This window comes from Phaeobacter inhibens DSM 16374, assembly GCF_000473105.1.
Taxonomy (GTDB): Bacteria; Pseudomonadota; Alphaproteobacteria; order Rhodobacterales; family Rhodobacteraceae; genus Phaeobacter; species Phaeobacter inhibens.
Genome location: NZ_AXBB01000005.1, coordinates 43867 through 69608 on the forward strand (window position 1 = coordinate 43867; position 25742 = coordinate 69608).

Annotated in this window: 19 protein-coding genes; 13 read left to right on the top strand and 6 right to left on the bottom strand. The window is 58.0% G+C overall.

Features of this window, described 5'->3' with window-relative positions; all coding sequences use genetic code 11:
- Positions 1-143: 143 nt before the first annotated feature.
- The gene (locus tag INHI_RS0101705) at positions 144-2417 is read right to left on the bottom strand and encodes a glycosyltransferase family 2 protein (protein ID WP_254656811.1); all 2274 of its coding nucleotides are present in this window, start codon (positions 2415-2417) and stop codon (positions 144-146) included.
- Positions 2418-2558: 141 nt separating this feature from the next.
- Entirely contained in the window at positions 2559-3584 is a 1026-nt protein-coding gene (locus INHI_RS0101710) for a helix-turn-helix transcriptional regulator (protein ID WP_027246489.1), read from the bottom strand.
- 121 nt (positions 3585-3705) lie between these two features.
- On the opposite strand from INHI_RS0101710, the gene INHI_RS0101715 reads away from it, so the two are divergent.
- From INHI_RS0101715 to INHI_RS0101745, 7 genes are all read left to right on the top strand, one after another.
- Positions 3706-5478 (top strand): acyl-CoA dehydrogenase, encoded by a 1773-nt coding sequence (locus INHI_RS0101715; protein WP_027246490.1) that lies wholly within the window; start codon positions 3706-3708, stop codon positions 5476-5478.
- A gap of 56 nt (positions 5479-5534) precedes the next feature.
- The gene (dmdD, locus tag INHI_RS0101720; protein WP_014881784.1) at positions 5535-6341 is read left to right on the top strand and encodes a methylthioacryloyl-CoA hydratase; all 807 of its coding nucleotides are present in this window, start codon (positions 5535-5537) and stop codon (positions 6339-6341) included.
- A gap of 117 nt (positions 6342-6458) precedes the next feature.
- Positions 6459-7928, top strand: a complete 1470-nt coding sequence (gene pdxR, locus INHI_RS0101725; protein ID WP_027246491.1) for a MocR-like pyridoxine biosynthesis transcription factor PdxR — start codon at positions 6459-6461, stop codon at positions 7926-7928.
- Between the two features lie 219 nt (positions 7929-8147).
- Positions 8148-9398, top strand: coding sequence for a sarcosine oxidase subunit beta family protein (locus INHI_RS0101730; protein ID WP_027246492.1), 1251 nt, complete (start codon positions 8148-8150; stop codon positions 9396-9398).
- A 12-nt stretch (positions 9399-9410) separates the two neighbouring features.
- Complete coding sequence (locus tag INHI_RS0101735; protein WP_014881781.1) at positions 9411-9719, top strand: sarcosine oxidase subunit delta; 309 nt, start codon at positions 9411-9413, stop codon at positions 9717-9719.
- Positions 9716-12682 carry a sarcosine oxidase subunit alpha family protein gene (locus INHI_RS0101740; protein ID WP_027246493.1) on the top strand — a complete coding sequence of 989 codons (2967 nt, stop codon included), beginning with the start codon at positions 9716-9718 and terminating at the stop codon, positions 12680-12682. Before INHI_RS0101735 ends, INHI_RS0101740 begins: the two co-directional genes overlap by 4 nt.
- Positions 12675-13238 (top strand): sarcosine oxidase subunit gamma, encoded by a 564-nt coding sequence (locus tag INHI_RS0101745; protein ID WP_027246494.1) that lies wholly within the window; start codon positions 12675-12677, stop codon positions 13236-13238. The genes INHI_RS0101740 and INHI_RS0101745 overlap by 8 nt, the downstream gene beginning before the upstream one ends.
- A 32-nt stretch (positions 13239-13270) precedes the next feature.
- Here the strand turns inward: INHI_RS0101745 and INHI_RS0101750 are convergent, their stop codons facing one another.
- Both INHI_RS0101750 and INHI_RS0101755 read right to left on the bottom strand, forming a co-directional pair.
- Positions 13271-14278: a GlxA family transcriptional regulator gene (locus tag INHI_RS0101750; protein ID WP_027246495.1), complete on the bottom strand. Its 1008-nt coding sequence runs from the start codon at positions 14276-14278 to the stop codon at positions 13271-13273.
- Positions 14275-15171: a LysR family transcriptional regulator gene (locus INHI_RS0101755; RefSeq protein ID WP_014881777.1), complete on the bottom strand. Its 897-nt coding sequence runs from the start codon at positions 15169-15171 to the stop codon at positions 14275-14277. Before INHI_RS0101755 ends, INHI_RS0101750 begins: the two co-directional genes overlap by 4 nt.
- 110 nt (positions 15172-15281) lie before the next feature.
- Here INHI_RS0101755 and INHI_RS0101760 point away from each other — a divergent pair, with 110 nt between their 5' ends.
- The 6 genes from INHI_RS0101760 (at position 15282) to INHI_RS0101785 (ending at position 22842) form a co-directional block, all read left to right on the top strand.
- Positions 15282-16730: an aldehyde dehydrogenase family protein gene (locus INHI_RS0101760; RefSeq protein WP_027246496.1), complete on the top strand. Its 1449-nt coding sequence runs from the start codon at positions 15282-15284 to the stop codon at positions 16728-16730.
- On the top strand, positions 16730-17722 hold the full coding sequence (locus INHI_RS0101765; protein WP_014881775.1) for a membrane dipeptidase: 993 nt from the start codon (positions 16730-16732) through the stop codon (positions 17720-17722). Before INHI_RS0101760 ends, INHI_RS0101765 begins: the two co-directional genes overlap by 1 nt.
- Positions 17723-17784: 62 nt before the next feature.
- Positions 17785-19329, top strand: a complete 1545-nt coding sequence (locus INHI_RS0101770) for a BCCT family transporter (protein WP_014881774.1) — start codon at positions 17785-17787, stop codon at positions 19327-19329.
- 103 nt (positions 19330-19432) lie between these two features.
- Positions 19433-21124, top strand: a complete 1692-nt coding sequence (locus INHI_RS0101775) for a hypothetical protein (RefSeq protein ID WP_027246497.1) — start codon at positions 19433-19435, stop codon at positions 21122-21124.
- A complete protein-coding gene (locus INHI_RS0101780) occupies positions 21121-21771 on the top strand; it encodes a DUF3726 domain-containing protein (RefSeq protein WP_027246498.1) in 651 nt (216 codons plus the stop codon). The genes INHI_RS0101775 and INHI_RS0101780 overlap by 4 nt, the downstream gene beginning before the upstream one ends.
- 63 nt (positions 21772-21834) lie before the next feature.
- Complete coding sequence (locus INHI_RS0101785) at positions 21835-22842, top strand: Ldh family oxidoreductase (protein WP_027246499.1); 1008 nt, start codon at positions 21835-21837, stop codon at positions 22840-22842.
- Between the two features lie 92 nt (positions 22843-22934).
- On the opposite strand, the gene INHI_RS0101790 is transcribed toward INHI_RS0101785, so the two are convergent.
- Both INHI_RS0101790 and INHI_RS0101795 read right to left on the bottom strand, forming a co-directional pair.
- Positions 22935-25355 carry a GcvT family protein gene (locus tag INHI_RS0101790; RefSeq protein ID WP_027246500.1) on the bottom strand — a complete coding sequence of 807 codons (2421 nt, stop codon included), beginning with the start codon at positions 25353-25355 and terminating at the stop codon, positions 22935-22937.
- Positions 25356-25499: 144 nt separating this feature from the next.
- The gene (locus INHI_RS0101795) at positions 25500-25739 is read right to left on the bottom strand and encodes a hypothetical protein (protein WP_014889337.1); all 240 of its coding nucleotides are present in this window, start codon (positions 25737-25739) and stop codon (positions 25500-25502) included.
- Between the last annotated feature and the right edge of the window lie 3 nt (positions 25740-25742).

A 25742-nucleotide genomic window follows, 5' to 3' on the forward strand; every position in this document is an offset into this window, starting at 1 on the left:
TTATTTTATAATATAACAAATTGCAAGATGTGAATCCTTTGGTCGGCTCTTCATCGGTTTGCTGAGAGCAAGCGTAGGTTTCTACACTGGGGATGTGATACCAAGAGAAATCTGCCGCTCAGTAGGATTTGTAACCTTGCCTCTTAGGTTTTGGATTCAATGCGCGGGACCGTAAAGAAGAAGTCGCCTGCGGGATCCTGTTGGGTGAGTTCATCAGGGATCACATCCGGACCGCTTAGAAATACATTGGTGCAAAAATGCGCATGCATTCGGGAAAGCCTGCGTAGCCTGTCTCCTGTAATTTCCTGGTATAGCGTTCTCATATCGTTGCGCTTTTTGAGCTCGTCAATCTGCTGACGATGCCGCTGACAGGTATAATCATGTGCAGCAGCTATGTCCGGGTCATCCAACAGCCGCGCCATTTCCGCCTCCAGTTCGGGGATCAGGCGTTGAATGGAGCGCTCTTCCTCAGAATTGTTATTCATTCGAAACCAGTAGGGTAGGCCTTGATCTCGTTCTGTGTGGTTCACGCGGCCACGGTCCCGTTTGACCAGAAAACTCTCAGCACTGCGCACGGCATAGTGATTGAGTTGCACCAGATCGTATCCATAGGTTTCAATGGTCGAGCGCCAGCCGCTGCGGAACATCTTCTGCGGCATAGCGTGCCCGGATCCGTTCACCCAATGAATATCCCTCCAGAGGTGTGGTCGCAGCCCCTTGGGCCGGTGTACGCCCAGCTTTTTGAAGACGCCATCATTTCGGAACAGTGTTTTGAAGCCCCATGCCTGGTGAGGTCTGCGCGTGATTTCGTAGGCGCATCGTGTGAATTCTCGCGTGACCAGCTCACCTGAGAACTCCGACACGCCATTGTTGCCGAACAGGCGCCACGTCATGGCGACCATATTGGCGCCTTGCGTCGCCGCATACAGATCGCTGAGGTGTCCGTTGCCGCATTTGATGTTGATGAACTCATCAACATCCATACAGACGATCCAATCAGCGTTTTGAATAAGGGGTTCCTGTTGAGCCGCCTGAAGTGCTGCGTGCTGTGGTGTTGTGTCGGTGCCGCGGAAGGGGTTGTCTCGATGCTGGACAATCTCCTTGTCCTGCAAAACCTTCAGGAGCGCATCGGTGCCATCCGTGCAGTCGTTTGTGTAGATGAGAAAATCATCAACCCCGATGACCCGGTGGTAGGCCAGCCATTCCAGAATGAAAGGCCCCTCGTTTTTCATGGCCGTGACCACGGATGTCCGCGTTCCTGCGCTTGGGTGTGGTAGGCGCTTCTTTTCAGGCATACGCACCGGGTTCCCGCCAAGGTGTTTCTGGGACAGTGCCAGCAATTCCGGCGACTCCAGCAAACTACCCTTGGCAACCAGATGTGATATTTTCTGTGTTGGATGGCGCAGAACCATGCTCCGAAAGAAATTTGACGGTTGGGTCGGTTCGGCTATGGCTCCTATAATCTGGCTTTGGTGCCAGATATGGCTGTCGTTGTAGCCGCCGGGTGCGATGCACCAACGTGGATGGTGGATATTGCTATCAAACGGGGTGCAGATGTGATCAGCGAATGAGGCATCTTGGTTCCGGCGGACGCGCCACGGATAGGTTTGCGTTCCAAGTAAGCGGATATATTTGTCGCTTGCCTGCACCGCACGGTCGAAGATATTCAGCTCCGATTGCCCGGCCAACAGGTCACATAGATCTATGTTTGCGACGGCGCGAGCGTCGCTCAAGAACCGTTCCCTGATGATTTCATAGATCAGAAACTCACCCAGAGGTGCTCTCCATGGGTCTATGGGAGGCGGCTCTGGCCAATCTCTTTTAGGGGCGCCCTGAACGTTCACAGGGTGTGCTTCTGCAGGCAGCCCTTTCTGACCCAGTGGGATTTCAGAATGTATCACGACTACTTGGACTAGCCCTTCGATGGTCTGCGCTAAATTGCGCAACTCTCTGATGAAAAGGCGACTTTCAGTGGGGGGGGCTTGGTCGATAATGACAGCAGCCTGCATTCCATGCTGCGTTACATGATATTGCATCCAACTCGCAGCTGTTTCCGGGCTTTCGCCATTGCGGATCGCAAGCAGCACATCGAGACCGGCAAACAAGCTGGTTTCCGCGGGTTCCGCGGTGAGACTGAATGATTGACCCTGTATCTTAAGCACTACCGGATCAGCAGGGTTTGCTATGGGAGTCTCCAAGATCGCAGCGGCGTTTCCGCTCTGATTTGGTGAAACAGTTGCACCCGGTGTTGAGATGTCCTCAAACCGAGTGCCAGATTTGAAAAACAGTCTGGCCAGAAAACCGGTTTTTTGAGGGAGGACAACGCAGTCCAGTAGGGTGGTTTCTGCGAGGCAATGCGCGCCCAACTGACGCTCCAGAACCTGGTCCGATGCGATCGCGAAGTCTGAATGCGTCATAGAATATCCGTAGCGATTTCTTCTAAGTACCATGGATTCATACATCTGACCTGTCAAAAGTGACGATCAGTGGACGCGGGGAAAGGCAGGACATCCTACTCTGCAATGCTCACTGAGATCTGTTGGCATCTTGCCAAAAGGCTATCGGTACGAACTGGTTGTTCCACCGGTCCAGCGGCGGAAGGCGCGGTGAAAGTTTGCGGACGACGAAAAGCCGAGGTCGTGGGAGATGTCTTCGATAGATTTGTGACCTGCCCGCAGGTCACGAATGGCGATATCGCGGCGTAATGCGTCCTTGATGGACTGAAAGGACGCGGCCTCATCCTCCAGCCGACGCATAAGCGTGCGGGGTGTCACATTCAGCATCGCCGCCGCGTCTCCCAGACGGCAGTCTTCCCAGTTTGACCGATAAAGAAAATCCCGGATCTGCAGGGACAGCCGATGCTCGCGAAAACCGGTGAAGATCCAGTCTCGCGGCGCCCGGTCCAGGAATGCCGCAAGTTCCGCCGGGCTGCGAGGCTGCGGGGGCCCGAGCTGTTGCGGATCAAATGAAATAGCGGAACACAGTTGAGAGAAGCGGACCGGGGCGGGAAAAATTACCCCGTAGTCCTGCGCAAAACCGGGTTGGTCAAATGCAAACTGCACAGCCTGAACCGGCACCTCGTAGCCTGCGAGCCAAGACAGCAATCCATGCACTAATTTGAGCAGGAGCATATGCCCGAACCGGTGAGCCTCCTGCGCGCCACGTGGCACGAGACTTAGAGAAATATATGATTCTTCTGATTTTAATTCAATGTGATAGTCGTCCAATATCAGATTCCAAAATGTCGAAAACCGATAGAGTGCTGCTGGTAGATTTCCTGCTTCGCGCACAGTTGTGAGCAGGTGCTGTAACGCCCGTGGACGGACAGGGCGGCTCCAAAGGCCAGGCATTTCATCGCCTGTTTCAGCGGCTGCAATTTGATAGAGCTCAACGATCTGATCCAATGTAACCCGCTGTGTGGCCCTGTTAGCAGCGGGCTTCGAGTTCGCAAGCTGGGAAAGACCGCTGTGGGTCAGGATCCTGTGTATCTGATCCACGTCACAACTGGCCTGAAGAGCCGACAGCCAGTCTTCAATGAAGGGCAGTGAAACGGTTGCAAGGGTGTCTGGATCATGGTGTGTCATAGAGGCGACAGGATAGGTTGGTTTGTCACTTTCGGAAAGTCGTTTGTCAAATTCTGGAATGGGCAGCCTTCGTGCGATAGCTTAGACAATCGGCAACAGCTAGCACAGTAACGAGGCGCCAATGACCTATGAAGCTCCGATCCGTGACATGATGTTCAATCTGGACCATCTCTCGCAATGGCCGCAGGTCAGCGCCCTTGAGAAATACCGTGAGATTGATCGCACTGATGCCCGGGCTGCGCTGGAAGAATTGGGCCGGTTTTGCACTGATCTGATCGCCCCGCTATCCTCTGTCGGTGACACCACCGGGGCACGGCTTGATGGAGATAAGGTAGTTCTGCCGGAGGCCTTTGCGACTGCCTATGCACAGTTCGTGGACATGGGGTGGCAGAGCCTGGCGCATCCGGTAGATCACGGTGGAATGGGTCTGCCCCGCGTGGTTGGTGCCGCAGCTACCGAAATCCTGAACGCGGCGGATATGAGTTTTGGTCTCTGCCCGCTTCTTACAGATGGTGCCATCGACGCGCTGCAATTGTCGGGAACCGAGGCGCAGAAAGAGCTCTATCTTCGCCCGCTGGTTTCCGGCCGATGGACCGGAACTATGAACCTGACGGAACCGCAGGCCGGCAGCGATCTGGGGCGGGTGCGCTGCAAGGCAGAGCCGCGCGCGGATGGCAGCTACGGCGTCAGCGGCACCAAGATTTTCATCACCTATGGCGCGCATGAGCTGTCGGAGAATATTATCCACCTGGTTCTGGCCCGGACGCCTGGCGCGCCCGACGGCCACCGGGGGCTAAGCTTGTTTCTGGTGCCCAAGTTCCTCGTCGATCAGGATGGCACCCCCGGCGACCGCAACAGCGTTAATTGCGTCAGTATCGAACACAAGCTGGGAGTGCGGGCGAGCCCCACCGCGGTCTTGGAGTATGACAATGCCACCGGCTACCTGATCGGGGAGGAAAACCGCGGTCTAGAATATATGTTCACCATGATGAATGCCGCGCGGTTTGCGGTGGGGGTGCAGGGCGTCGCAGTTTCCGAACGCGCCTATCAGCACGCGCTGTCCTACGCCATGGAGCGGGTACAGGGGCAGGCGATCGGACTTGCTCCTGATAAAACAACGGCGATCATTGGTCACCCCGATGTGCGCCGCATGGTTTTGCGGATGCGGGCGCTGGTCGAAGGGGGCCGCTCTCTGAGTATGGCTGCCGCCGGCTGGCTGGATTTGTCCCAAAACGGTGATGATGACATCCGCGCCGAGACCGCGCCGGTGGCTGAATTTCTGGTTCCCTTGGTCAAGGCGTTCTGTTCGGAGCGGGCGGTTGAGGTGGCATCGCTCGGGGTCCAGATCCACGGCGGTATGGGGTTCATTGAAGAAACCGGTGTGGCACAGTTTTACCGGGATGCGCGCATTCTGCCGATCTATGAAGGCACGACCGCCATTCAGGCCAACGACCTTCTAGGGCGCAAGGTCTTGCGAGACGCCGGTCAAACGGCGCGCCGGTTCTCCGCTATGATTGCAGATACCGAGGCTGCCTTGCAAACAGGAAGCGCTAAACTGCAGGATATCGCGGCACGCCTTGGCGAGGCGAGGGCGGCGTTTGATGCCAGCCTCGCCTGGTTGCTGGAAACCGCCCCCAATGATCCCAGAGCCGCATTTGGTGGCAGCGTCCCATTCCTCAACCTCACCGGGACGCTTGCTGCTGGCTGGCAGCTGGCGCGCGGTGCGCGTGCTGCCGAGGCAGAACTGCAGCGGGGGAATGAGACCGACTTCATGGCACAAAAAATTACCACCGTGCAGATTTTCGCACATCATATTCTGGTCGAATGCGAGAGCGATCGTGCGCGTATCATGACGGGTGCAACCAGCCTTCTTGACGAGGCCAGCCAGGTCTGACCGCTCATAAAATATCCGCCTCCGGGCGCTCCACCTAGTCCGAAAAGGATCCAGCCATGTTGGCAAAAGACAGTTTCAGCTCTTATCAGAACCTTGCAATCGAAGTGCAAGACAATGGCGTCTGCGTCGTAACCCTTGACCGCCCCAGCAAGCGCAACGCCCTGGATACTGCCACGATTGAGGAGCTGGTCCAGTTCTTCAGCAGTGCTCATCGCAAGGGGGTAAAGGCCGTGGTCCTGGCGGGCAAGGGCGACCATTTCTGCGCCGGTCTGGATCTGGTGGAGCACTGGAAAGAAGACCGAACCCCCGATGAATTCATGCATGTGTGCCTGCGCTGGCATGAGGCGTTCAACAAGATGGAATATGGCGGTGTACCAGTGATCGCAGCGCTGCAGGGCGCGGTGGTTGGCGGCGGTCTGGAGCTTGCCAGTGCCGCACATATTCGCGTGATGGATCAAACCACATATTTTGCCCTGCCTGAGGGGCAGCGTGGGATTTTCACTGGTGGTGGTGCAACTATTCGGGTGTCCGATCTGATCGGAAAATCCCGCATGATCGACATGATCCTGATGGGGCGTGTCTATCAGGGGCAGGAGGCGGTTGATCTGGGCTTGGCGCAGTACATCACAGATGGTTCCAGCTTTGATAAGGCGCTTGAGCTTGCCAATCGGGCAGCTGAAAACCTGCCGCTCACCAACTATGCCATCTGCTCCGCAATCAGCCACCTCAACAACATGTCCGGCATGGATGCGGCTTACGCCGAAGCCGTTGTCGCAGGCGTGGTCAACACGCAACCGGCCGCCCGCGCGCGGCTTGAGGCTTTCGCCAATAAAACTGCTGCTCGGGTGCGTCCGAACGACTAGCGCCACATTGGTCCCGTCAAGCCGGAGAGCGGCGGGCGGGACGGCTTCACTAGGTGATGATTGCGGGTGGCTGATGTCGTCTTGACTGGTCTGATCAAATGCAGCAAGGCTTGAGCTATGGCTAAGACCAGAACGGGGGCTGCGTTGCTGTCCCTATCCCTTGATCGCGATGGTGCAGACACGCTTCAGGCGCAGCTTCTTGCCCAGCTGAGACGATTGATTTTGGACAGGATGATATCTCCGGGATCAAAACTTCCCTCCAGTCGCACGCTGGCTGAGGAGCTGTCGGTCTCGCGGGTGACGGTCTCAGCAGTCATCGATCAGTTGATCAGCGAAGGCTATCTGGAGGGGCGCGCCCGCTCCGGTGTCTATGTCGAAGCAGAATTGCCGGATCAATTGCCAGAGGCACAATCCGGTACTGCGGCCTCTATGGAGCAGGGCAGGTCCGGTACCTTTCCCGAAGAAGCGTCCCGGGCCGTGCCCGCGACCTTACGGCCATTTGATGCCTCCGCACCCGAACTGACGCTATTTCCTTACCGGCAGTGGGCGCGTCATCACGATCAGACCTGGAGGAGACCGGACGCTGCCCTGCTGTCGCGTGTCGATTCATTTGGCTGGCCGCCTCTGCGGGAGGCTATTGCGGATCATTTACGTGAATGGCGTGGATTGCCCTGCACGGCAGAACAGATATTCATCACATCAGGTGTCGTCGAAGCCATCAGTCTGATTGCTGCTGCAACGCTGAACGAAGGGGATGTGGTACTGACCGAGGAGCCAGGTTACGCCGTCCTGAACCGGGCTGTGCATCAAAACCGGCTTATACCTGTGCCGTCGCCGGTTGACCAACAGGGGTTTGATATCAAGACGGCGCTTCAGACGGCTCCCCGGGCGAAGGCGGCAATCGTTACCCCATCGCGCCATTATCCGCTTGGCGTCACACTCCCACTGTCCCGTCGGCTTGAGCTCATCGAATGGGCCGTTGGGTGCAACGCCTATGTAATCGAGGACGACTTCGACAGTGAATACCGGTTCCAAGGCAAGCCGCTTCCCGCCATGATGAGCCTCAGCAATCAGGATCGGGTGATTTACGTCGGCAGCTTCTCGAAAGTGATTTTTTCTGCAATGAGGCTCGGGTTTGTGGTTTTCCCAAAGTCGATGCTGCCCAAGGTGAGGTCGGCATTGTCCCAGACAGATCAGCAGGCATCGCTGATGCTGCAGCCGGTCCTGGCGCGGTTCATGCAAAGCGGTGATTTCGCCATACACATCCGGCGCATGCGACGCCTGTATGCGAAACGACAGGCGGCAGTCTTGAAGGCAATCAAGCTGCATGCCGCCGATCTTCTGATTGTCGATCCTGTACCTGCCGGAATGCATCTGGTCGCCATGTTGACGCCAGACCTACAGAACCGCATGAACGATACTGAGGCTGCAGAACGGGCTAAATCCGCCGGAGTTATCGTGCAGCCTTTGTCGTCGTTTTTTGCAGGACCTCCTGTGAACCAAGGGCTTGTCATGGGGTTCGCTGGTTTTTCGGAAGAACGCTTGGAGAAAGGTGTCCAAGATCTAGCGGCTGCGTTGAGAGTGTAACGTCCAGGGCAACTGATCGCGCCTTCATTTAACATAACCTGCATTACAAGTGGCATCGCTCAAAAAAGGGCGCAAGGACACCATCAGTCGGCATGGGCTTGCCAACCGGAGCAATGCGAAGATCTGAATTGTCGATTCTGACATGAATCTTGTCCGAAAGCGCATCGGCAGCCTCACCTGATTTCACGGCAACTGTTCTCGCAAGGAACAGGAGCCGCTATGCGATATTCTGCGTTTGGACTGATCAAGGAAGCCCTGAGCGGGCACAAGGGCTGGCGCCCGCAATGGCGTGATGCGACGCCGCAGGCGGCGTATGACTATGTGATTATTGGCGGTGGCGGGCATGGTCTTGCGACAGCCTATTATCTGGCCAAGGAGTTCGGCGGCGCGCGGATCGCTGTGCTGGAGAAAGGCTGGATCGGCGGCGGCAATGTCGGGCGGAATACCACGATCATCCGCTCCAACTATCTGTTGGATGGGAACGAGCCGTTTTATGAGTTTTCGCTGAAGCTCTGGGAAAATCTGGAGCAGGATCTGAACTACAACGCTATGGTCAGCCAGCGCGGTATTCTGAATCTGATCCATAGCGACGCGCAGCGCGATGCGGCCAGACGCCGTGGGAATGCCATGATCCTCAACGGCTCAGACGCCGAACTTCTGGACACGGATGGCGTTCGCGCAATGTATCCCTTCCTGAACTTTGATGACGCACGTTTTCCGATCAAAGGCGGCCTTTTGCACCGGCGCGGCGGCACGGTACGCCATGATGCGGTGGCCTGGGGCTATGCCCGTGGTGCCGATCTGCGCGGTGTCGATATCATCCAAAATTGCGAAGTTACCGGCCTGCGCATCGAAAGCGGCAAGGTGCTGGGCGTCGAAACCTCCCGTGGCTACATCGGGGCAGGCAAGGTCGGCGTCTCGGTTGCCGGCAACTCAAGCCGCCTGATGTCCCTGGCTGACATGCGCCTGCCAATCGAGAGCCATGTCTTGCAAGCCTTTGTTTCAGAAGGACTGAAGCCCTTTATTCCTGGCGTGATTACCTACGGGGCGGGGCATTTCTATTGCAGCCAGTCAGACAAGGGCGGGCTGGTCTTTGGTGGCGATATCGACATGTACAACTCTTACGCACAGCGCGGAAACCTGCCGGTTGTCGAAGATGTCGTCGAAAGTGGCATGTCATTGATCCCGGCTCTCGGGCGGGCGCGACTGCTGCGCAGCTGGGGCGGGATCATGGACATGTCGATGGATGGCTCTCCCTTCATCGACAAGACTCATATCGAGGGTCTCTATTTCAACGGTGGGTGGTGCTATGGCGGGTTCAAGGCCACGCCGGCAGCCGGCTACTGCTTCGCGCATCTTCTGAAAACCGATCGTCCGCATGAGACTGCGACCGCCTACCGGCTGGATCGCTTCATGTCCGGTCACATGATCGATGAAAAGGGCCAGGGCGCCCAACCGAACCTGCACTGAGGAATTGTCCAGATGATTATCAACCATCCGCTGCTTGGGCCCCGCGACGCGCAGGAGTTCACCTATTTGGGGGACGCTGGCCTGATGAACCGGCCCTATTGGCTGTCAGAAACGGCCCTGCAGCAGTTCCATGACTATCTGTATCTGCGCAAGAACCCGGCGGGGGAACATCGCGAGCTGTGGTTCCACGAACAGGGTGACCGGTCCTGGCTGGTGGTGACCCGGAACACCACGACGCATGAGATCCTGAGGGTGGAACTGGCCCGGGATGTGGCGCTTGCGAATAAAGCGGCTAATACCACGCAGGAGCCGCAGCAATGAGCCGGAGATCCGTGTTGAAAAATCGACTATCGGGCGGCCTTATCGACCACGATGCCCTGCTGTCGTTCCAGTTTGATGGCAAGACCTATGAGGGCCATCAGGGTGATACGTTGGCGTCTGCGCTGCTGGCCAATGGTGTGCAGCTAATGGGGCGCTCCTTCAAATATCACCGCCCACGCGGTGTGCTGACTGCTGGCAGTGAGGAACCCAACGCACTGGTTGAACTGCGTTCCGGCGGGCGTCAGGAACCCAATACCCGCGCCACGGTTGTTGAGCTTTTTGCGGGATTGGAGGCCCGGTCACAAAACCGATGGCCGTCGCTTGACCATGATATGATGGCGATCAATGACCGGTTTTCAAATTTCCTGACAGCCGGCTTTTATTACAAGACCTTCATGTGGCCAAAAGCGTTTTGGGAAAAACTCTACGAGCCGATCATTCGCAAGGCTGCAGGACTTGGCAGCCTGACCGGGGAGGCAGATCCGGATGCCTATGACAAGGGATACCTGCATTGTGATCTGCTGATCATTGGCGCAGGACCGACCGGACTGGCGGCGGCTCTGACCGCAGGCCGGGCTGGCGCACAGGTCATTTTGGCGGAGGAAGACTATCGCCTCGGCGGTCGTTTGCTAAGCGAAACCAAAGCGCTGTCGGAAATGTCTGGCACCGACTGGGTGGCGCAGACACAGGCAGAGCTAGCCGCGCTGCCAAATGTTCGCGTGATGCCACGTACAACCGTGTTTGGAGCCTATGATCACGGCATCTACGGCGCGGTTGAACGCAACGCGGATCACGTGCCGACGCCGACAGCGGGGAAACCGCGCCAGACGCTTTGGCGGATCTACTCAAAACGTGCACTGATTGCGACCGGCGCAATTGAACGTCCGATCGCCTTTGAGAACAATGATCGACCGGGCGTGATGCTGGCGGGGGCTGCACGGGCCTATGCCAACCGTTGGGCGGCGACACCGGGCCAGTCTGTGGTGGTCTTTGCCAATAATGACGATGCCTATCACACCGCTCGCGATCTGATGGCGAAGGGGGTGGAGGTGCCCGCAATCGTCGATGTGCGCAATGACGCGCCAACCCTGTCGGGTACCGAGGTTCTCGCCGGGGCCGAAATCATCGACACCAAGGGGCGTCTCGGCCTGTCGTCGGTCACTGTGCGTCTTGCAAATGGCCAAACCCGCACCATCGCTTGCGATGCACTTGCTATGTCGGGTGGCTGGAACCCCAATCTGGGCCTGACGTGCCATCAACGGGGTCGCCCGGTCTGGAATGACGCGATCCAGTCCTTTGTACCGGGGGATGGGCTGCCGACAGGTCAGCTGGTCGCTGGGGCGGCTATGAGGGAAATGACCACTGCACAAGCTTTGAAGGGGGGCGCAGAGCGCGCCGTTGAGGCGCTTGGTGATCTTGGCATTTCAGCCCGTGCTGCGGATCTGCCGCAGGCCGAAGATGCGCCTGTCTCCCTGACGCCTTTCTGGCATGTCAAAGGTGCCAAACGCGCCTGGCTTGATTTCCAGAACGACGTGACCGTGAAGGATGTTAAGCTGGCCCATCAGGAGAACTTCACCTCGGTGGAGCATCTGAAGCGCTACACGACCCTTGGCATGGCAACTGATCAGGGAAAGACCTCGAACCTTGGCGCCTTGGCGGCTATGGCGGAACTGACGGGCAAATCTATCCCGGACACCGGCACCACCATCTTTCGCCCCCCTTACACGCCCGTTGCGATGGGTGCGCTGGCGGGCCGTGCTGTTGGCAAGGATTTTCATCCGACCCGCCTCACCCCCAGCCATAAATGGGCTGAGGAACAGGGCGCAGTCTTCGTTGAGGTGGGCAACTGGTTGCGGGCGCAGTGGTTCCCGCGCGAGGGTGAGACTCATTGGCGCCAGTCGGTGGACCGCGAGGTCCTTCAGACCCGGAACTCGGTCGGCATCTGTGATGTGACCACATTGGGAAAGATTGATGTGCAGGGCGCGGATGCTGCGACCTTCCTCAACATGGTTTACGCCAATGGATTTGCCAAACTACCTGTGGGCAAGGTCCGGTACGGCCTGATGCTGCGGGAGGACGGCGTTGCCTATGACGACGGCACTGCTGCACGGCTGGCCGAGGATCATTTTGTCGTCACCACCACCACGGCCAATGCCGTTCTGGTCTATCGCAATATGGAATTTGTTCGTCAGTGCCTCTGCCCTGATCTGGACGTGCAACTGATTTCGACAACCGAGGCCTGGGCGCAATACGCCGTCGCCGGTCCCAATGCACGCAAGCTGTTGCAAAAAATCGTCGACCCTGAGTTCGACATCTCCAACGAGGCGTTCCCCTTCATGGGGTGTGGTGAGGTCACGGTCTGTGGTGGATGCCGTGCACGGCTGTTCCGCATCTCTTTCTCGGGTGAGCTGGCCTATGAAATTGCGGTCCCAACCCGCTATGGCGATGCCCTGATGCGAGAGATGATGGAGGCAGGGGAAGAATTCGATGTGACACCCTATGGCACCGAAGCGCTGGGTGTGATGCGGATCGAAAAGGGACATGCCGCAGGCAATGAACTGAACGGCACCACATCCGCGCTGAACCTAGGTCTCGGCCGCATGGTCTCGACCAAAAAGGATTGCATTGGCAATGTGCTGAGCCGCCGCGACGGTATGAACACAGAGAATGCGCTGAACCTCGTCGGGGTGCGCCCCGTGAAGTCCAGCGATGGTGTTCCTGCCGGGGGGCATTTGATGGCGACCGATGGCCCGGTCGATGCAGCGCATGATCAGGGATATGTGACCTCTGCCGCCTATTCACCCATATTGCAAAGCGCAATCGGACTGGCCTTTGTCAAAGGTGGGGCAAATCGAATGGGCGAGCGGCTGCGTCTGGTCAACCCGCTGGAAAACCAAACCGTTCTGGTTGAGATTGTCAGCCCTCATTTCGTAGATCCCGAAGGGGAGAAGCTCCGTGCATAAATTGACCGCCCTCACCCCGCTTGGCAGTGACACCCCCCGGATGGATACGATTGGCGACCTGACGATCTCCGAAGTGACGGACCGGGCGCTTGCCTCAGTGGCGGCTCGCCAAGACCAGGAACCGGCGCTGCGGACGGCTCTTGCAGAAGCCTACAAGATGGAGCTGCCAGATGTTGGCGGATCGTCACAGGCTGGTGTGCTCTCGGTCTTTTGGACCGGGCCGCATCAGTGGATGATCTCAGCGCCCCATGATCAGCATGAGCAGCTGGCCCGCGATTTGAAAGACGTGTCGGGCGCCACCGCATCGGTGGTGGAACAGACCGATGGTTGGTGTCGTTTCGATGTTGCGGGCCCTGCCCTTTGTGATCTGTTTGAACGACTCAGCAACGCACCGGTCCGCGACATGCAACCTGAACGCGTCATTCGTGGTACTCTGGAGCATCTCGGCGTGTTCCTGTGGCGCCTAGAGCAGGATCGCATGGCTGTTCTGGGGCCGCGTTCCTCCGCTGCGTCTTTGCATCACGCGTTGATCACTGCCGCCCGCTCCATCGCTTGAGGCGGGGATCTGGATGTGCTTGCCACGCGGGTTTATCCCGCAGGCAGGGCATCCCCGCTTTTGACACGCAGGGAGTTTTTGGCGCGCCGGTCATTGATCGGCGTGACTCCAAAACTCTCGCGGTAGATCCGCAGGAATGCGCCGGGCGTACTGTAGCCGACCATATATGCGATCTCTGTTACGGACGTGCTGGAATAAAGCACCAGCTGCCGCGCCTGGTTCATTCGCATCATCCGGTAGTATTTCAACGGGCTCTGGCCTGTGGCCTCCTTGAAGCTGCGTTCCAGCGACCGGGCGGAGACCCCGATGGCATCCGCAACATCACTGATCTGGATCGGGTCTTCGATGTGCTCGGCGAAATGCTCGATTGCTTGCGTCACCTTCTTTGGCAGCAGGTCTTTGCTCTTGGCCGTTGAAAATGCCGGGGTTTTCTGAGAGGTCGCTGCGCTGCGCACATAGGGGTGCTGAAACCAGCAGGCAACCTCAGCCATGATATCCCCGCCGAGATGCTCCTCGATCAGCGTGAGCATGTAGTCAAACACCGCTGTCGCTCCGGAGATTGTCACAAATGACCCCTCATCGCAGATCACTGTGCTTTGTCGTTCGATGTCCGGAAACTCCGCCTCAAATGCAGCCTCATAGCACCAATGAACCGAGAGCGGATGCCCCGCCACCAAACCTGTCCGTGCCAGCGGGAAAACCCCACCGCTGAAAGCGCCGAGCCGGGTCTTGCGTCGGGTGATCCGTTGCAAGGCTGCTTTGGCTCGTGCGGGCTGGTCAAACTGCGCATTTGGTCCCGCCGTAAAAAACAGAAAATCATGCTCCGCCAGGTCCGCCAGCACAGTATCCGGACCAAAACTGACCCCAGCTGAGGAGGCGACCGGGTCCGCAGTCTCAGCGACCACCGTCCAGCGAAAGGCCTCCTTCCCCGCGATTTCATTGGCGGCGCGCAAGGGTTCAATGCAGGAGGTCAGACAGGCCATGGGAAAGCCGGGGAAGATCAGAATGCCCAGTGTGAGCGGCGTGTCGGTTCGGGTCATGACAGGCCTCCTTCGGTCAGTTCAGCAGCACAGGTGAGAATGTGTTTTTCCAGCAGTCGCGCGGCTGGTGACAGGGCGGTATCGGTTTTGCGCAGCAGATGGATCTGGCGTGTGGCCTGCGAATCAGCCAGCCGACAGAACACTAGCTCCGGCGCATTTGCAGCCCGCGCGGCCATTTCCGGCAAAATAGTGATGCCAATTTCTGCCCGCACCATGGCCATGATGGAGGTCAGGTTCTGTGCTTTCAACAAAGCCTTATCGTGCAGTATCCGGGATGGTTCGGCATTGATGCCGGCTGACAAACTGTTGGCGATCAGACGCTCATTCTGCAGCATGCCCCAGTCGATTTTTCCTCGTTCCTGCGCCAATGGATGATTGCGGGTGCAGATCACTCCAAAGGCATCCGACAGCAGGTGCTGGCTGTGCAGGCCGGAGCTGTTTTGACCCAGTGTTGCAATCCCGATGTCGATTCGCTCACGGGACAATTCATGTAGGACAGATATGGAATCCATATCGCGAAGCTCGATATCGACATGCTCGAAATCACTGATATGTCTTGAAAAAACCAAAGGCATTACGGTGCCTGCAACAGATGGGACGGTGGCAATCCGCACATGTCCATGTGTGGCCTTGGCATAACCTTCAATCGCTTTGACCATTGTGTCGTATTGCTGCAACTCGCGCTCAGCCTGTTCCAGCACAAAGGCCCCCAGCGCCGTCAGGCGGTTCTTTCGATCGGTCTCAAACAGCGGTTCGCCCAGATGCGTCTCCAATTGTTTCAGCATCATCGACACCGCCGACGGTGTGCGCCCCAGAATGCCTGCTGCATCACTTAGGTTTCCGCTTCGGGCAACTGCGGCAAATCCGCGAAGCAACTCAATTTTCAGCGCCATAGCTAAAGACTTCAAAGTTTCTGAAATGATGTTCAGTTATTTGAGTTTGATTGAAGTGACCTCTCATGTCCATACCCATGGAAACTGAATTCTGTGTGAGGCCTCTGACCATGACTGATATCCAAAAGAACCTGATCGCCGGTGAATGGCTTGCTGGTGAGAGCGAAGTGGAGAACCGTAACCCGTCGGATCTGAGCGATCTGGTCGGTATCTTTGCCCAGGCCAGCGCCGATCAGCTGGAGGCGACACTGGATCAGGCGCAGGTGGCACAGCGCGAATGGGCTGCCTACGGTCTGGAGCGCAAACAGGCGGTGCTGAATGCCATCGGGAATGAAATGATGGCCCGCGCAGAGGAGCTGGGTACACTTCTCAGCCGTGAAGAAGGCAAGCCGCTGGCCGAAGGTAAAGGCGAAGTCTATCGCGCTGGCCAATTCTTCACCTACTACGCTGCCGAATGCCTGCGCCAGATCGGTGAGAATGCGGATTCTGTGCGCCCCGATATTGAGGTCGACGTCCGCCGCGAAGCTGTCGGAACCGTCGCGATTATCAGCCCCTGGAACTTCCCGACTGCAACCGCCTCCTGGAAAATTGCCCCGGCGCTTTGCTATGGCAATGCCGTGGTCTGGAAACCGGCAAATATCACCCCGGCATCGGCTGTTGCGCTGGCGGAGATCATTGAGCGGCAGGACATTCCCAAAGGTCTGTTCTCTCTGGTGATGGGGTCAGGCCGGTCCATTGGTCAGCGTCTGGTCGAAAGCCCCAAGGTGAACGCGATTTCCTTCACCGGTTCGGTGCCGGTCGGCAAGGGAATCGCGTCTGCCGCCATCCAGAACCTGACCAAGGTACAGATGGAAATGGGCTCCAAGAATGCGCTGGCAGTCATGGACGATGCAGATCTGGATTTGGCCGTGACGCTGGCACTTGGTGGTGCCTTTGGCGGCACCGGTCAGAAATGCACGGCCTCCTCGCGACTGGTGGTCCATGCCGGTGTTCATGACGCCTTCGTGGAGAAGCTGGTGGCAGGGGCACAGGCCATGAAGGTGGGTCACGCACTGGAAGCAGGCGTGCAGATGGGGCCAGTGGTCAGCGAACAGCAGCTGACTGAAAACCTCGCCTATGTTGATCTGGGCAAAACCGAAGGCGCCGAACTCGCCTGCGGTGGCCAGCGTCTCGAGATGCCGCATCAGGGGTTCTACATGTCCCCGGGCGTGTTCCTGAACTCAACAAACGACATGCGTATCAACCGCGAAGAAATGTTCGCGCCGCTGACTTCGGTCATTAAGGTTGGCAGCTATGATGAGGCGCTGAGCGTGGTGAATGACACCAACTTTGGCCTGACCTCGGGCATCGTCACCCAATCGCTGGCCCGTGCCACGCATTTCCGCCGCAATGCCCGCACCGGTGTTGTGACTGTCAATCTGCCGACCGCTGGAACCGATTACCATGTGCCCTTCGGTGGTCGTGGCGATAGCTCCTATGGTCCGCGCGAACAGGGCAAAGCAGCAGCGGAGTTCTACACCACAGTTAAGACTGCCTATATCAGCGCAGGCCCGGTTTGATGCGCCCGGCGCTCAGGATTGACGGGCTGCAATACGCCAACTGGTCGGAGAAGATCTTTCGCCAGCTGCGGGAGGGGGGCGTGGATGCAATCCACGTCACCATCTCCTACCATGAGAATTTTCGTGAGACGGTACTGAACTTCGAAAAATGGAACCGTTGGTTTGAACAGTTTCCTGATCTGATCATGAAGGGTCTCTGGGCCTCCGACATCGACAAGGCGCGCGAAACTAAGCGTACCGCTGTGTTTTTCGGCTTCCAGAATCCGTCGCCCATCGAAGACGACATCGGCCTGGTCGAAATCGTGCACACTCTGGGCGCGCGGTTCATGCAGCTGACCTATAACAACCAATCGCTACTGGCGACCGGCTGTTATGAGGCGGAGGACACCGGCATCACCCGTATGGGCAAGCAGGTCATCAAGGAGATGAACCGCGTCGGTCTTGTGGTGGATATGAGCCATTCCGCGGACCGTTCGACTATTGAAGCAGCGGATCTTTCGGAACGCCCGATCGCTATCACCCATGCCAATCCGCATGACTGGTCCCCTGCCCTGCGCAATAAGAAAGATGACGTGATCCGCGCAGTGACCTCCAATGGTGGGATGTTTGGGTTCTCAGTTTACCCGCATCATCTGAAAGACAAGTCCGCCTGCACGCTGCAAAGTTTCTGCGAAATGATCGCGCGGACCGCGGATCGCTATGGTGTGCAACACCTCGGCATTGGAACCGACCTTTGCCAGGATCAGCCCGACAGCATCGTCGAATGGATGCGTGTCGGTCGCTGGACCAAAGAAATCGACTACGGAGAGGGTTCAAAATCCGCGCCAGGATTCCCGCCAATGCCCAGCTGGTTCGAGGACAACCGTGACTTCGGCAATATCGAAGACGGTTTGCGCAGCGTCGGGATGAATGAGGAAGAGGTCGCCGCTGTCATGGGGGGCAACTGGTACCGCTTTTTCGATGAGAATTTCGGTGCGAAGTCAGGGAGCTGACGGACCGGGATACGTTTAACGGCCCAGTACAATGATATCGGGCCGACCAATGGGAGGGACAGATGTCAGAGACATCGATGGAAACAACACCGCAGGAGAGCCGCATTAACAAGCCGCTCTTTCTGCTTTCGGGCGGCTTTATCGCGCTGTTCTGTGTGGCGGCACTGGTCAATCTTGACGGCCTTTCAGCACTGGTCGATTGGGGATTTAACATCGCCGCGACCTATTTTGGACTATATTGGCAGATCCTGCTGCTAGCCACCTTCTTGATTGGGCTGGTCCTTTGCATACTGCCGGGTGGCCGCGCCATTATGGGCGGTTTGGCAACACCTGAGTTCACCACATTCCAGTGGGGCTCCATGATCATGTGCACATTGCTTGCGGGCGGTGGCGTATTCTGGGCCGCAGGCGAGCCGATTGCACATTTCCTCTATTCGCCGCCGCTTTATGGCGCCGAAGGTGGCAGCGAAGCCGCTGTGACACCAGCCATCGCACAGAGCTTCATGCACTGGGGGTTCTTGGCTTGGGCGATCCTCGGCTCGCTCTCGACCGTGATGCTGATGCATTACCACTATGAAAAAGGTCTGCCGCTGGCGCCGCGGACGCTGCTGTATCCTGTGTTCGGCGACAAGGCCATCAATGGTCCGATTGGCGTCATTGCCGATGCGTCTTCCATCATTGCCGTGGTGGCGGGCACCGTGGGTCCGATTGGCTTTCTCGGGCTTCAGGTCAGCTACGGTCTGTCTGACCTCTTTGGGATCCCGGATGTTTTTGCCACGCAGTTCGTGGTGATCGGTGCGCTGGTCGCGCTTTATACCATTTCAGCCATGACCGGGCTGTCCCGTGGCATTCAACTGCTGTCAAAGATCAATGTGATCCTCGCCGCGGTCCTGTTGATTTACGTCCTTCTGGCGGGGCCTACCGGCTTCATCTTCGGGTCGTTCTTCTCAGGCTTCGCAACCTATCTGGGCAACTTCTTCCAGATGGCTCTGTATCGTGGTGATGCGGCCGTCTTCGGCGCCCCTGGTTGGTTGGGTTGGTGGACCGTGTTCTTCTGGGGCTGGTTCATGGGGTATGGTCCGCTGATGGCCATGTTTATCGCGCGGGTGTCCCGCGGGCGGTCCATTCGCTCGATCATCATCATGCTGTCGATCATCGCACCGATTGTGACCAACTTCTGGTTCACCATCATCGGCGGTACCGGCATCGCTATGGAACTGGCCGAGCCGGGCACCGTCTCCGCGGCGTTCGAGGGCTTCAACCTGCCCGCCGCTCTGCTGGCGATTACCAACAACCTGCCGATGGGCTTCCTTGTCTCCATCCTGTTCCTGATCCTGACCACGATCTTTGTGGCCACAACCGGGGATTCGATGAGCTATGTGATTTCCGCTACAATGACCAAGGGCGACACACCCAGCACGGCTGTGCGTGTTTTCTGGGGTATTGCGATGGGTGTGATGGCCGTGATTTTGATCTCTGTCGGCTCCGGCGGCGTATCAAAATTGCAAAGCTTCATCGTGGTCACTGCTGTGCCGGTGTCACTGATCCTGCTGCCGTCGCTCTGGGATGCGCTGCGCATCACCCTGGCAAAGGGCAAAGAGAGCTAAACATCTGCCGGGCGTCACTGGCGCCCGGCACTCATTTCAACCGCCCGACCTGTTCAGATCATACGGGATATGACTAACGACCTGATTGCAAAGGCCAATCCGAATGACCGACATTCTCTGCCGTGAACCGAATACTGTTATGCGTCTGGCGCGCCTCGGTTCGATGCACCAATCTCGCCTGTCTTTCATGCGGGTGCTCACCCGACGTCTGGCACGCGAGGGCTGGCGTTTTGAACAAACTGCCTTTGAGATTGATGAGATGGGCCAAGGCCATGCGGTTTACACCGCGCACGGGCCAGAACGCTCCTATTCGCTGGTGGCCTTTGCCCATGACCTGCCGCCTGAGAAACGTTCTGACCGGGTCATCGCGGAGGCATGGGACGCCACATTCACCCTGTATGACGGGGTGCCGACCGACGCGGATATCGCACGGTTGTCGCAGAATATTCCTGTTCAGGAAGCCGGGCGTGTCTCCGGCTCGGAACTGTCTGTCTCCCGTGCGAACCGCTCTGTACGTTTGTGGGAACATGTGGTCAGCGCGTTGGCCTCAGGCAAGCAGCCTTCTGCCGAACAGATCGACGCGGTGGGTTATCTGATGCGGACCACGGCCGTATATGGGTCGGGAAAACTGGGGGCGGCAGATCGCGAAATGATTGCGGAGCGCCCAGAATTCCGCGCGCCCTTCCAAGTCGAGATGCTGTCGGTCTATCTGACCCGTTGGTTTGTGACCGATCTGGTCCAGCACATGGCCGACTGCCGCGCGAGAGTGAAGGGAACCACTGCCGTGAGACTGGCGCCGGAGTTGGCGCGATCAATGGGAATTGGCAATTCTACCGGCCTTGGAATGGCTCCGTTTCTGCTGAACCATCCCGTATTGTTCAACAATTGGGTGGCCGCGCGTGAAAAGGCCATTCAGGCTGTGCGCAACATTGAAGAAGCCCATCCAGATGATATTGCGCTGTTCCGTTCTCTGGTCGAGCGCAGCAAGATGACAATCGCGGACTGGCAGTCTGAACATCCGATCCAGATCCAGAAACTGAGCGCGCTGCGGTCGGATGCCGATCAGGTGACAAGCTATCTTGAAATCCAGACATTGGCTGGGCCAAAGCCATGGGATGTTCTCTATCGTTGGGCTGAAGAGACGCTATCTCTGGAAGGGCAGGAGTGGATCGCCTCGCTAATGCTGGAACCTTATGGCGGATTGGTCGATGGATTTGCCGAAGATATGTCGGCAGACAATACCGCCACCTTCCGCATTGCTGGCGCGATGACGATTGGAGATTTGCGCAAAATCCTCTGCGACGTCTACGCATGGGCAATCGATACCAACTGGCAGACGCCGGCGAACAAGGCACGTGCCTGGTATGTCTCGGAAGAGAAGCTCGAACCTCGGTTGGGTGAACGCTTCGAGGAGCCGATCGAAGAATATGAGCAGCCGCTGGCACCGGGTCGTGATGCAGCCATGTTGTATCAGGCCCTCGCCCATTGGCCGGACGAGGCTCAGGTCGCCGATTTCCTGCTGCGCCATTCGGAGCATCGCCACGTCCTGCGGAGGGCCCAGATCGTCGGGCGCGCGCCCTATGCGGAAATTCGCGACAACACGATTTCAGATCAGGTGCTCCCCATCGATATGCTGCGCTGCAAGCTGGCTTTTTTCGGGGCAACCAAGTTTGATCCCCGGTCGGATCGCTGGGTGCGGATCTGTATGTATGGCAACGCCCCGCTTCCCACTGAGTTAACCGCAGAGAACGCGGAATTTTGGGTGTTTCCTGAATTGGAAGAGGGTGCGGCATGAGCCATTCGTTGAATGAAATTGAGGCCATGAGCAAGCGCGCTGCCCGCGGGGCTGGTCTCTCATGGGGGCTGGCGGAAGAGGCTGCCAAGGGCACCCGCTGGCTGTCGTCCTTTGGCTTTCCCGGCACCGAAATGCTGGCGGGTCTTCTGACCATGAATGACCGCATTCCCTCGATTGATGTCTCGCCTGTTTCGTTGCGGGCAGAGATCTGGCACGCGCCCGCCCGCAGGATGAGCCCGCTGATTGCCGGCGCTGCGCTGAGCGATTGCGCTGTGCGCCTGTTGGAGCGCGGCCGGATCACGATGGAAAATGTGAATTTTCCCTTGCTGGCTGTCCCCTTTATGGGCGGGGCTGCATTGAGACTGGGGCGCCCGGTTGCTGCTGAATGGGATGGCGTGCGGCTTGCCACCGATGGCAAGCGGCTCTGCGTGCAGGGTGACAGCGAGGCCTTTCTTACACGGCTGGCGGATCAGATGGTGTTTTACGCTCCGGCAGATATGACGGGCCAGCAGGAACCGGTCATGCGTGCCGATGTGTCAGAGGAAAGCTGGGAACAGCTGGCTAAATTCGCACATCGCACATTTGCCCCCGCAACCGAAGAAAGCCGTTTGCGCGGCGCCGGCGCGGGTCTCAGCGACAACGATTGACGAAACCTATTGGGGCGCAGGTCCACCCTGTGCGCTCCGCATATGCATAACAGAAAGACCGACATGACTGCGACAGAAACCCTGACCCTTGCCGAAATAGAAGATCTGGCCTTCCGTGCGCTGGTTAAGGCTGGCACCTCTGAGGCCAACGCACGCCCCTTGGCTGTCGCCACAGCCATGACCGAAGCCGATGGCGTTGCCTCGCACGGGCTGGCCTATATCCCGATCTACGCTCAACATGTGGAATGCGGCAAGGTTGATGGTCAGGCCACCCCCGTTGTCGACCAGCCTCGCCCCGCCGTTGTCACCGTGGATGCGGCTACCGGATTTGCCCATAGCGCGATCGATCAGGGGTTCGAAAAACTGATCCCACTGGCCCGTGAAATGGGGGTTGCGGTTCTGGCAGTGAACAATTCCTACAACTGTGGTGTTCTGGGGGTTCATACCCAACGTCTGGCACAGGCGGGTCTGCTGGGCATCGGTTTCACCAACGCGCCTGCGTCTATTGCTCCATCTGGTGGGGCAAAGCCGGTTGTGGGCACCAACCCGTTTTCGATCGCCGCCCCGGATGCTGACGGCAACGCTGCGTTGCTGATCGACCAATCTGCCAGCACCATCGCCAAAAGCGAGGTGATGAAACACGCCCGTGAAGGCAAACCTGTGCCAGAGGGCTGGGTTTTGGATGCGGATGGCCAACCCACGACCGATCCCGAGGCGGGTCTCAAAGGCTCCATGGTGCCCTCCGGTGGCTACAAAGGGGTCGGTATTGCGCTGACTGTTGAACTGATGGCCGCTGCCATGACCGGTGCGACACTCGGTTCAGTCGCAAGCCCCTTCTCCGGCACTGCGGGCGGCCCTCCGAAAACCGGTCAATTCTTCGTCGCAGTTGATCCGGCGGCAACCGCAGGTGGCGCATTTCAGCAAAGGCTGGCCGACCTCATTGCATCGATCCATGATCAGGATGGTGCGCGCCTGCCCGGCGATGGGCGGCGCGCCTGCCGCATCCGCGCGGCCTCAGACGGTGTCGCCGTCAATGCCGCTCTGTTGGAGAAAGTCCGCGCCCTGCTGTGATATGGCAGATATGCAGCCAACATCCGGCATCGTGGTGTGAGAGAACGAAGTGGAGGCCGAGCGGCCTCCATTTTTCTTTTCTATATTGAGTTTTAACCGCGCAGTATGGCGCCATCGGGATCAAATGGCGGGCGGTCAAGGATCACTGCCCGATGCGGACGACCCAACACCATGACCTCTACCTCGTCACCAGGGCCTGCATCCCGCACAAAGCCAAGCGCCAGAGACATACCAACGCTATAGCCATAGGCGCCGGAGGTTACGCGGCCGATGCCCTTACCATCCTTGAAAATGGGTTCGCCGCCTGTCGCATCTGCATTGGAGGCAGCGGTCTCTGCCTCGTCCAGATGCAACAACACCAGCTGTTCGCGTGCCGGTTTTTTTAACACGTCTTCGGCAGCAGCTTTGTTCAGGAACTCTTTCTGCAGCTTGCAAAGCCGGCCCAAGCCAACCTCCTGCGGCCAGTATTCCGGACTGTATTCCCGACTCCAGGAGCCATAGCCCTTTTCGACACGCAGGGACATCAAGGCCCGGCTGCCAACGGGACCTGCCCCAAATTCCTCACCCGCCGCTAACAGGGCCGCATAAAGGCGTTGTTGATCTTCGCTTTTGCAATGCAGCTCCCAACCCAGGTCGCCGGTAAAGGACACCCTTAGCGCCAATACCTCAACGCCAGCAAGATCGATCATCGCCGACCGCATGAAAGGGAAGTCTTCCGTCGCAAGTGAGGTATTGGTCAGCCGCTGCAACATCTCGCGCGACTTGGGGCCGGCGACGTTAAAACCGCAGATCGCCTCCGTCCGGGGCTGAAATGTTGTTCCCTCAGGCAGCGGCACCGCCTTGAAGAACCGCTTGTGGTAGCGTTCGGCCATGCCAGACCCGATGATCCAGAATGCGTCTTCGGCCACGCGCGTCACAGTGAAATCCCCGGCAATCCCGCCGCGTTTCGAGATCAGAGGCGTCAGACAGGAGCGACCCACAGCTTTAGGCATAGTGTTCGCAAAAACCGCGTTCAGCCAGGTTTCCGCATCCGGCCCTGCACAGCGGTATTTCGCAAAGTTGGAGATGTCGATAATGCCTGCGCGGCTGCGCAGCATCCGGCATTCCGCGGCCACCGGTTCCCACCAGTTTTGGCGGGTAAACCCATTGGTGTCCTTGGCTCCGGGAGCTGTGGCAAACCAGAGCGGATGCTCCCAACCGGCATTGAGACCAAAAACCGCGCCCATTTCAGCCTGTAGCGCATAAATCGGACGGGCCCGTGCCGGACGGCCTGCACTGCGCTCCTCATTGGGGAAATGGATTGCAAAACGATGCGCATATTGATCCTGCACTCGCGCCTTGGTGAATTCTTTGGTGGCCCAAGTATCAAACCGTGCCATGTCCCAGGCGAACATGTCGTATTGGGTCTCGCCCTCGATGATCCATTGTGCTGCCATCAAGCCCATCCCGCCGGACTGAGAGAAACCCGGAATAATCCCGTTGCAGCAGAAATACCCCTCAAGTTCCGGGACCGGCCCCATCAGCACATTGGCATCCGGAGACCAGATCATCGGCCCGTTGATGACACGTTTGATCCCCGCCTCTCCTACCGCTGGTAGCCGCTCAATGGCGTTCATCATATTGTCCTCAATCCGCTCCAGATCGTCCGGGAACAGATCATGGGCGAAATCCAGCGGCGTGCCTTCCTCGGCCCAGAACTTCATGTCCTTCTCATAGGCGCCGACCAGAAGACCCTGCCCTTCCTGGCGCAGATAATATTCGCCATCCCGGTCGCTGACTGATGGCAAGCGGGTTCCGTGACCAGCGACATCGGCCATGGTTTCAGTCACGAAATACTGATGCTCCGTTGGCTGCAAAGGCAGTTCAACCCCAGCAAGGGCGGCAACCTCCCGACCCCAAAGCCCGGCGGCATTCACCACCCAAGGCGTGCGGATATCACCTTTCGGGGTTTTGACGAGCCAACTCCCGTCCGTCTGCTGCTCGGTGGCTGTGACGGGGGTAAAGCGATGGATCTCCGCGCCACGCTGACGCGCGCCAACCGCATAGGCATTTGTTACGCCGGACGGATCCACATTCCCGCCATCAGGTTCGTACATCACACAACGGATGCCGTCATAATTGACCAGCGGGTTCAGGCGTTTGGCCTCCTCAAGGCTGATCTCGTAGAAATTCATCCCGTACAGTTTGGCCTTGGCGGCCTGAAGCTTCAGCTGATGTTCACGCTCTTCGGTCTGCGCCAGATAGAGTGAACCGGGCTGAAACACACCACAGCTCTGACCGGTTTCCGCTTCCAGCTCTTTGTAGAGTGTCATCGTATAATGCTGGATACGGCTGATATTGGTACTGTCGTGCAATCCATGGATATTGGCCGCTGCATGCCAGGTCGAGCCGGAGGTCAGCTCATCACGTTCCAGCAGTACCACATCGGACCATCCCAGTTTCGTCAGGTGATAGAGGATCGAACAGCCGATGACACCTCCACCGATGACGACTGCCTGTGCTTCTCTGCGCATCTCTGCCCCCTTCAAGAGCCTTATGTGGCAGTAATAGTGGCCTGCACTGTCACTGCGACGGGTTGGACCTTTTAGTCCGGTTGAATGGCTTCACACCTTAGGGTGCCAGCCGGAATTGTATGGAAAATGCCCGTTTGCGACATCTCAGAAGACAAGCCGATGCGCCCGCCCCTGTGCTGCCAGCCGGGCGTTCAACGGGTCGGCCTCAGGCGCCCCGCTTTCCAGTGCAAAGACAAAGGCATGGGTGAGATAGAAACAGGCACGGTCAATCTCGCCTGCGCCCTCCGCCGCGTCCGCTGCCAGAGAGTAGAGCCGTATCAGAGCGGTGCTGTCCCCCTCCGCATGGGCCTGTAACAGGGCCTGATCAAGATCATCACGCTCCATGGC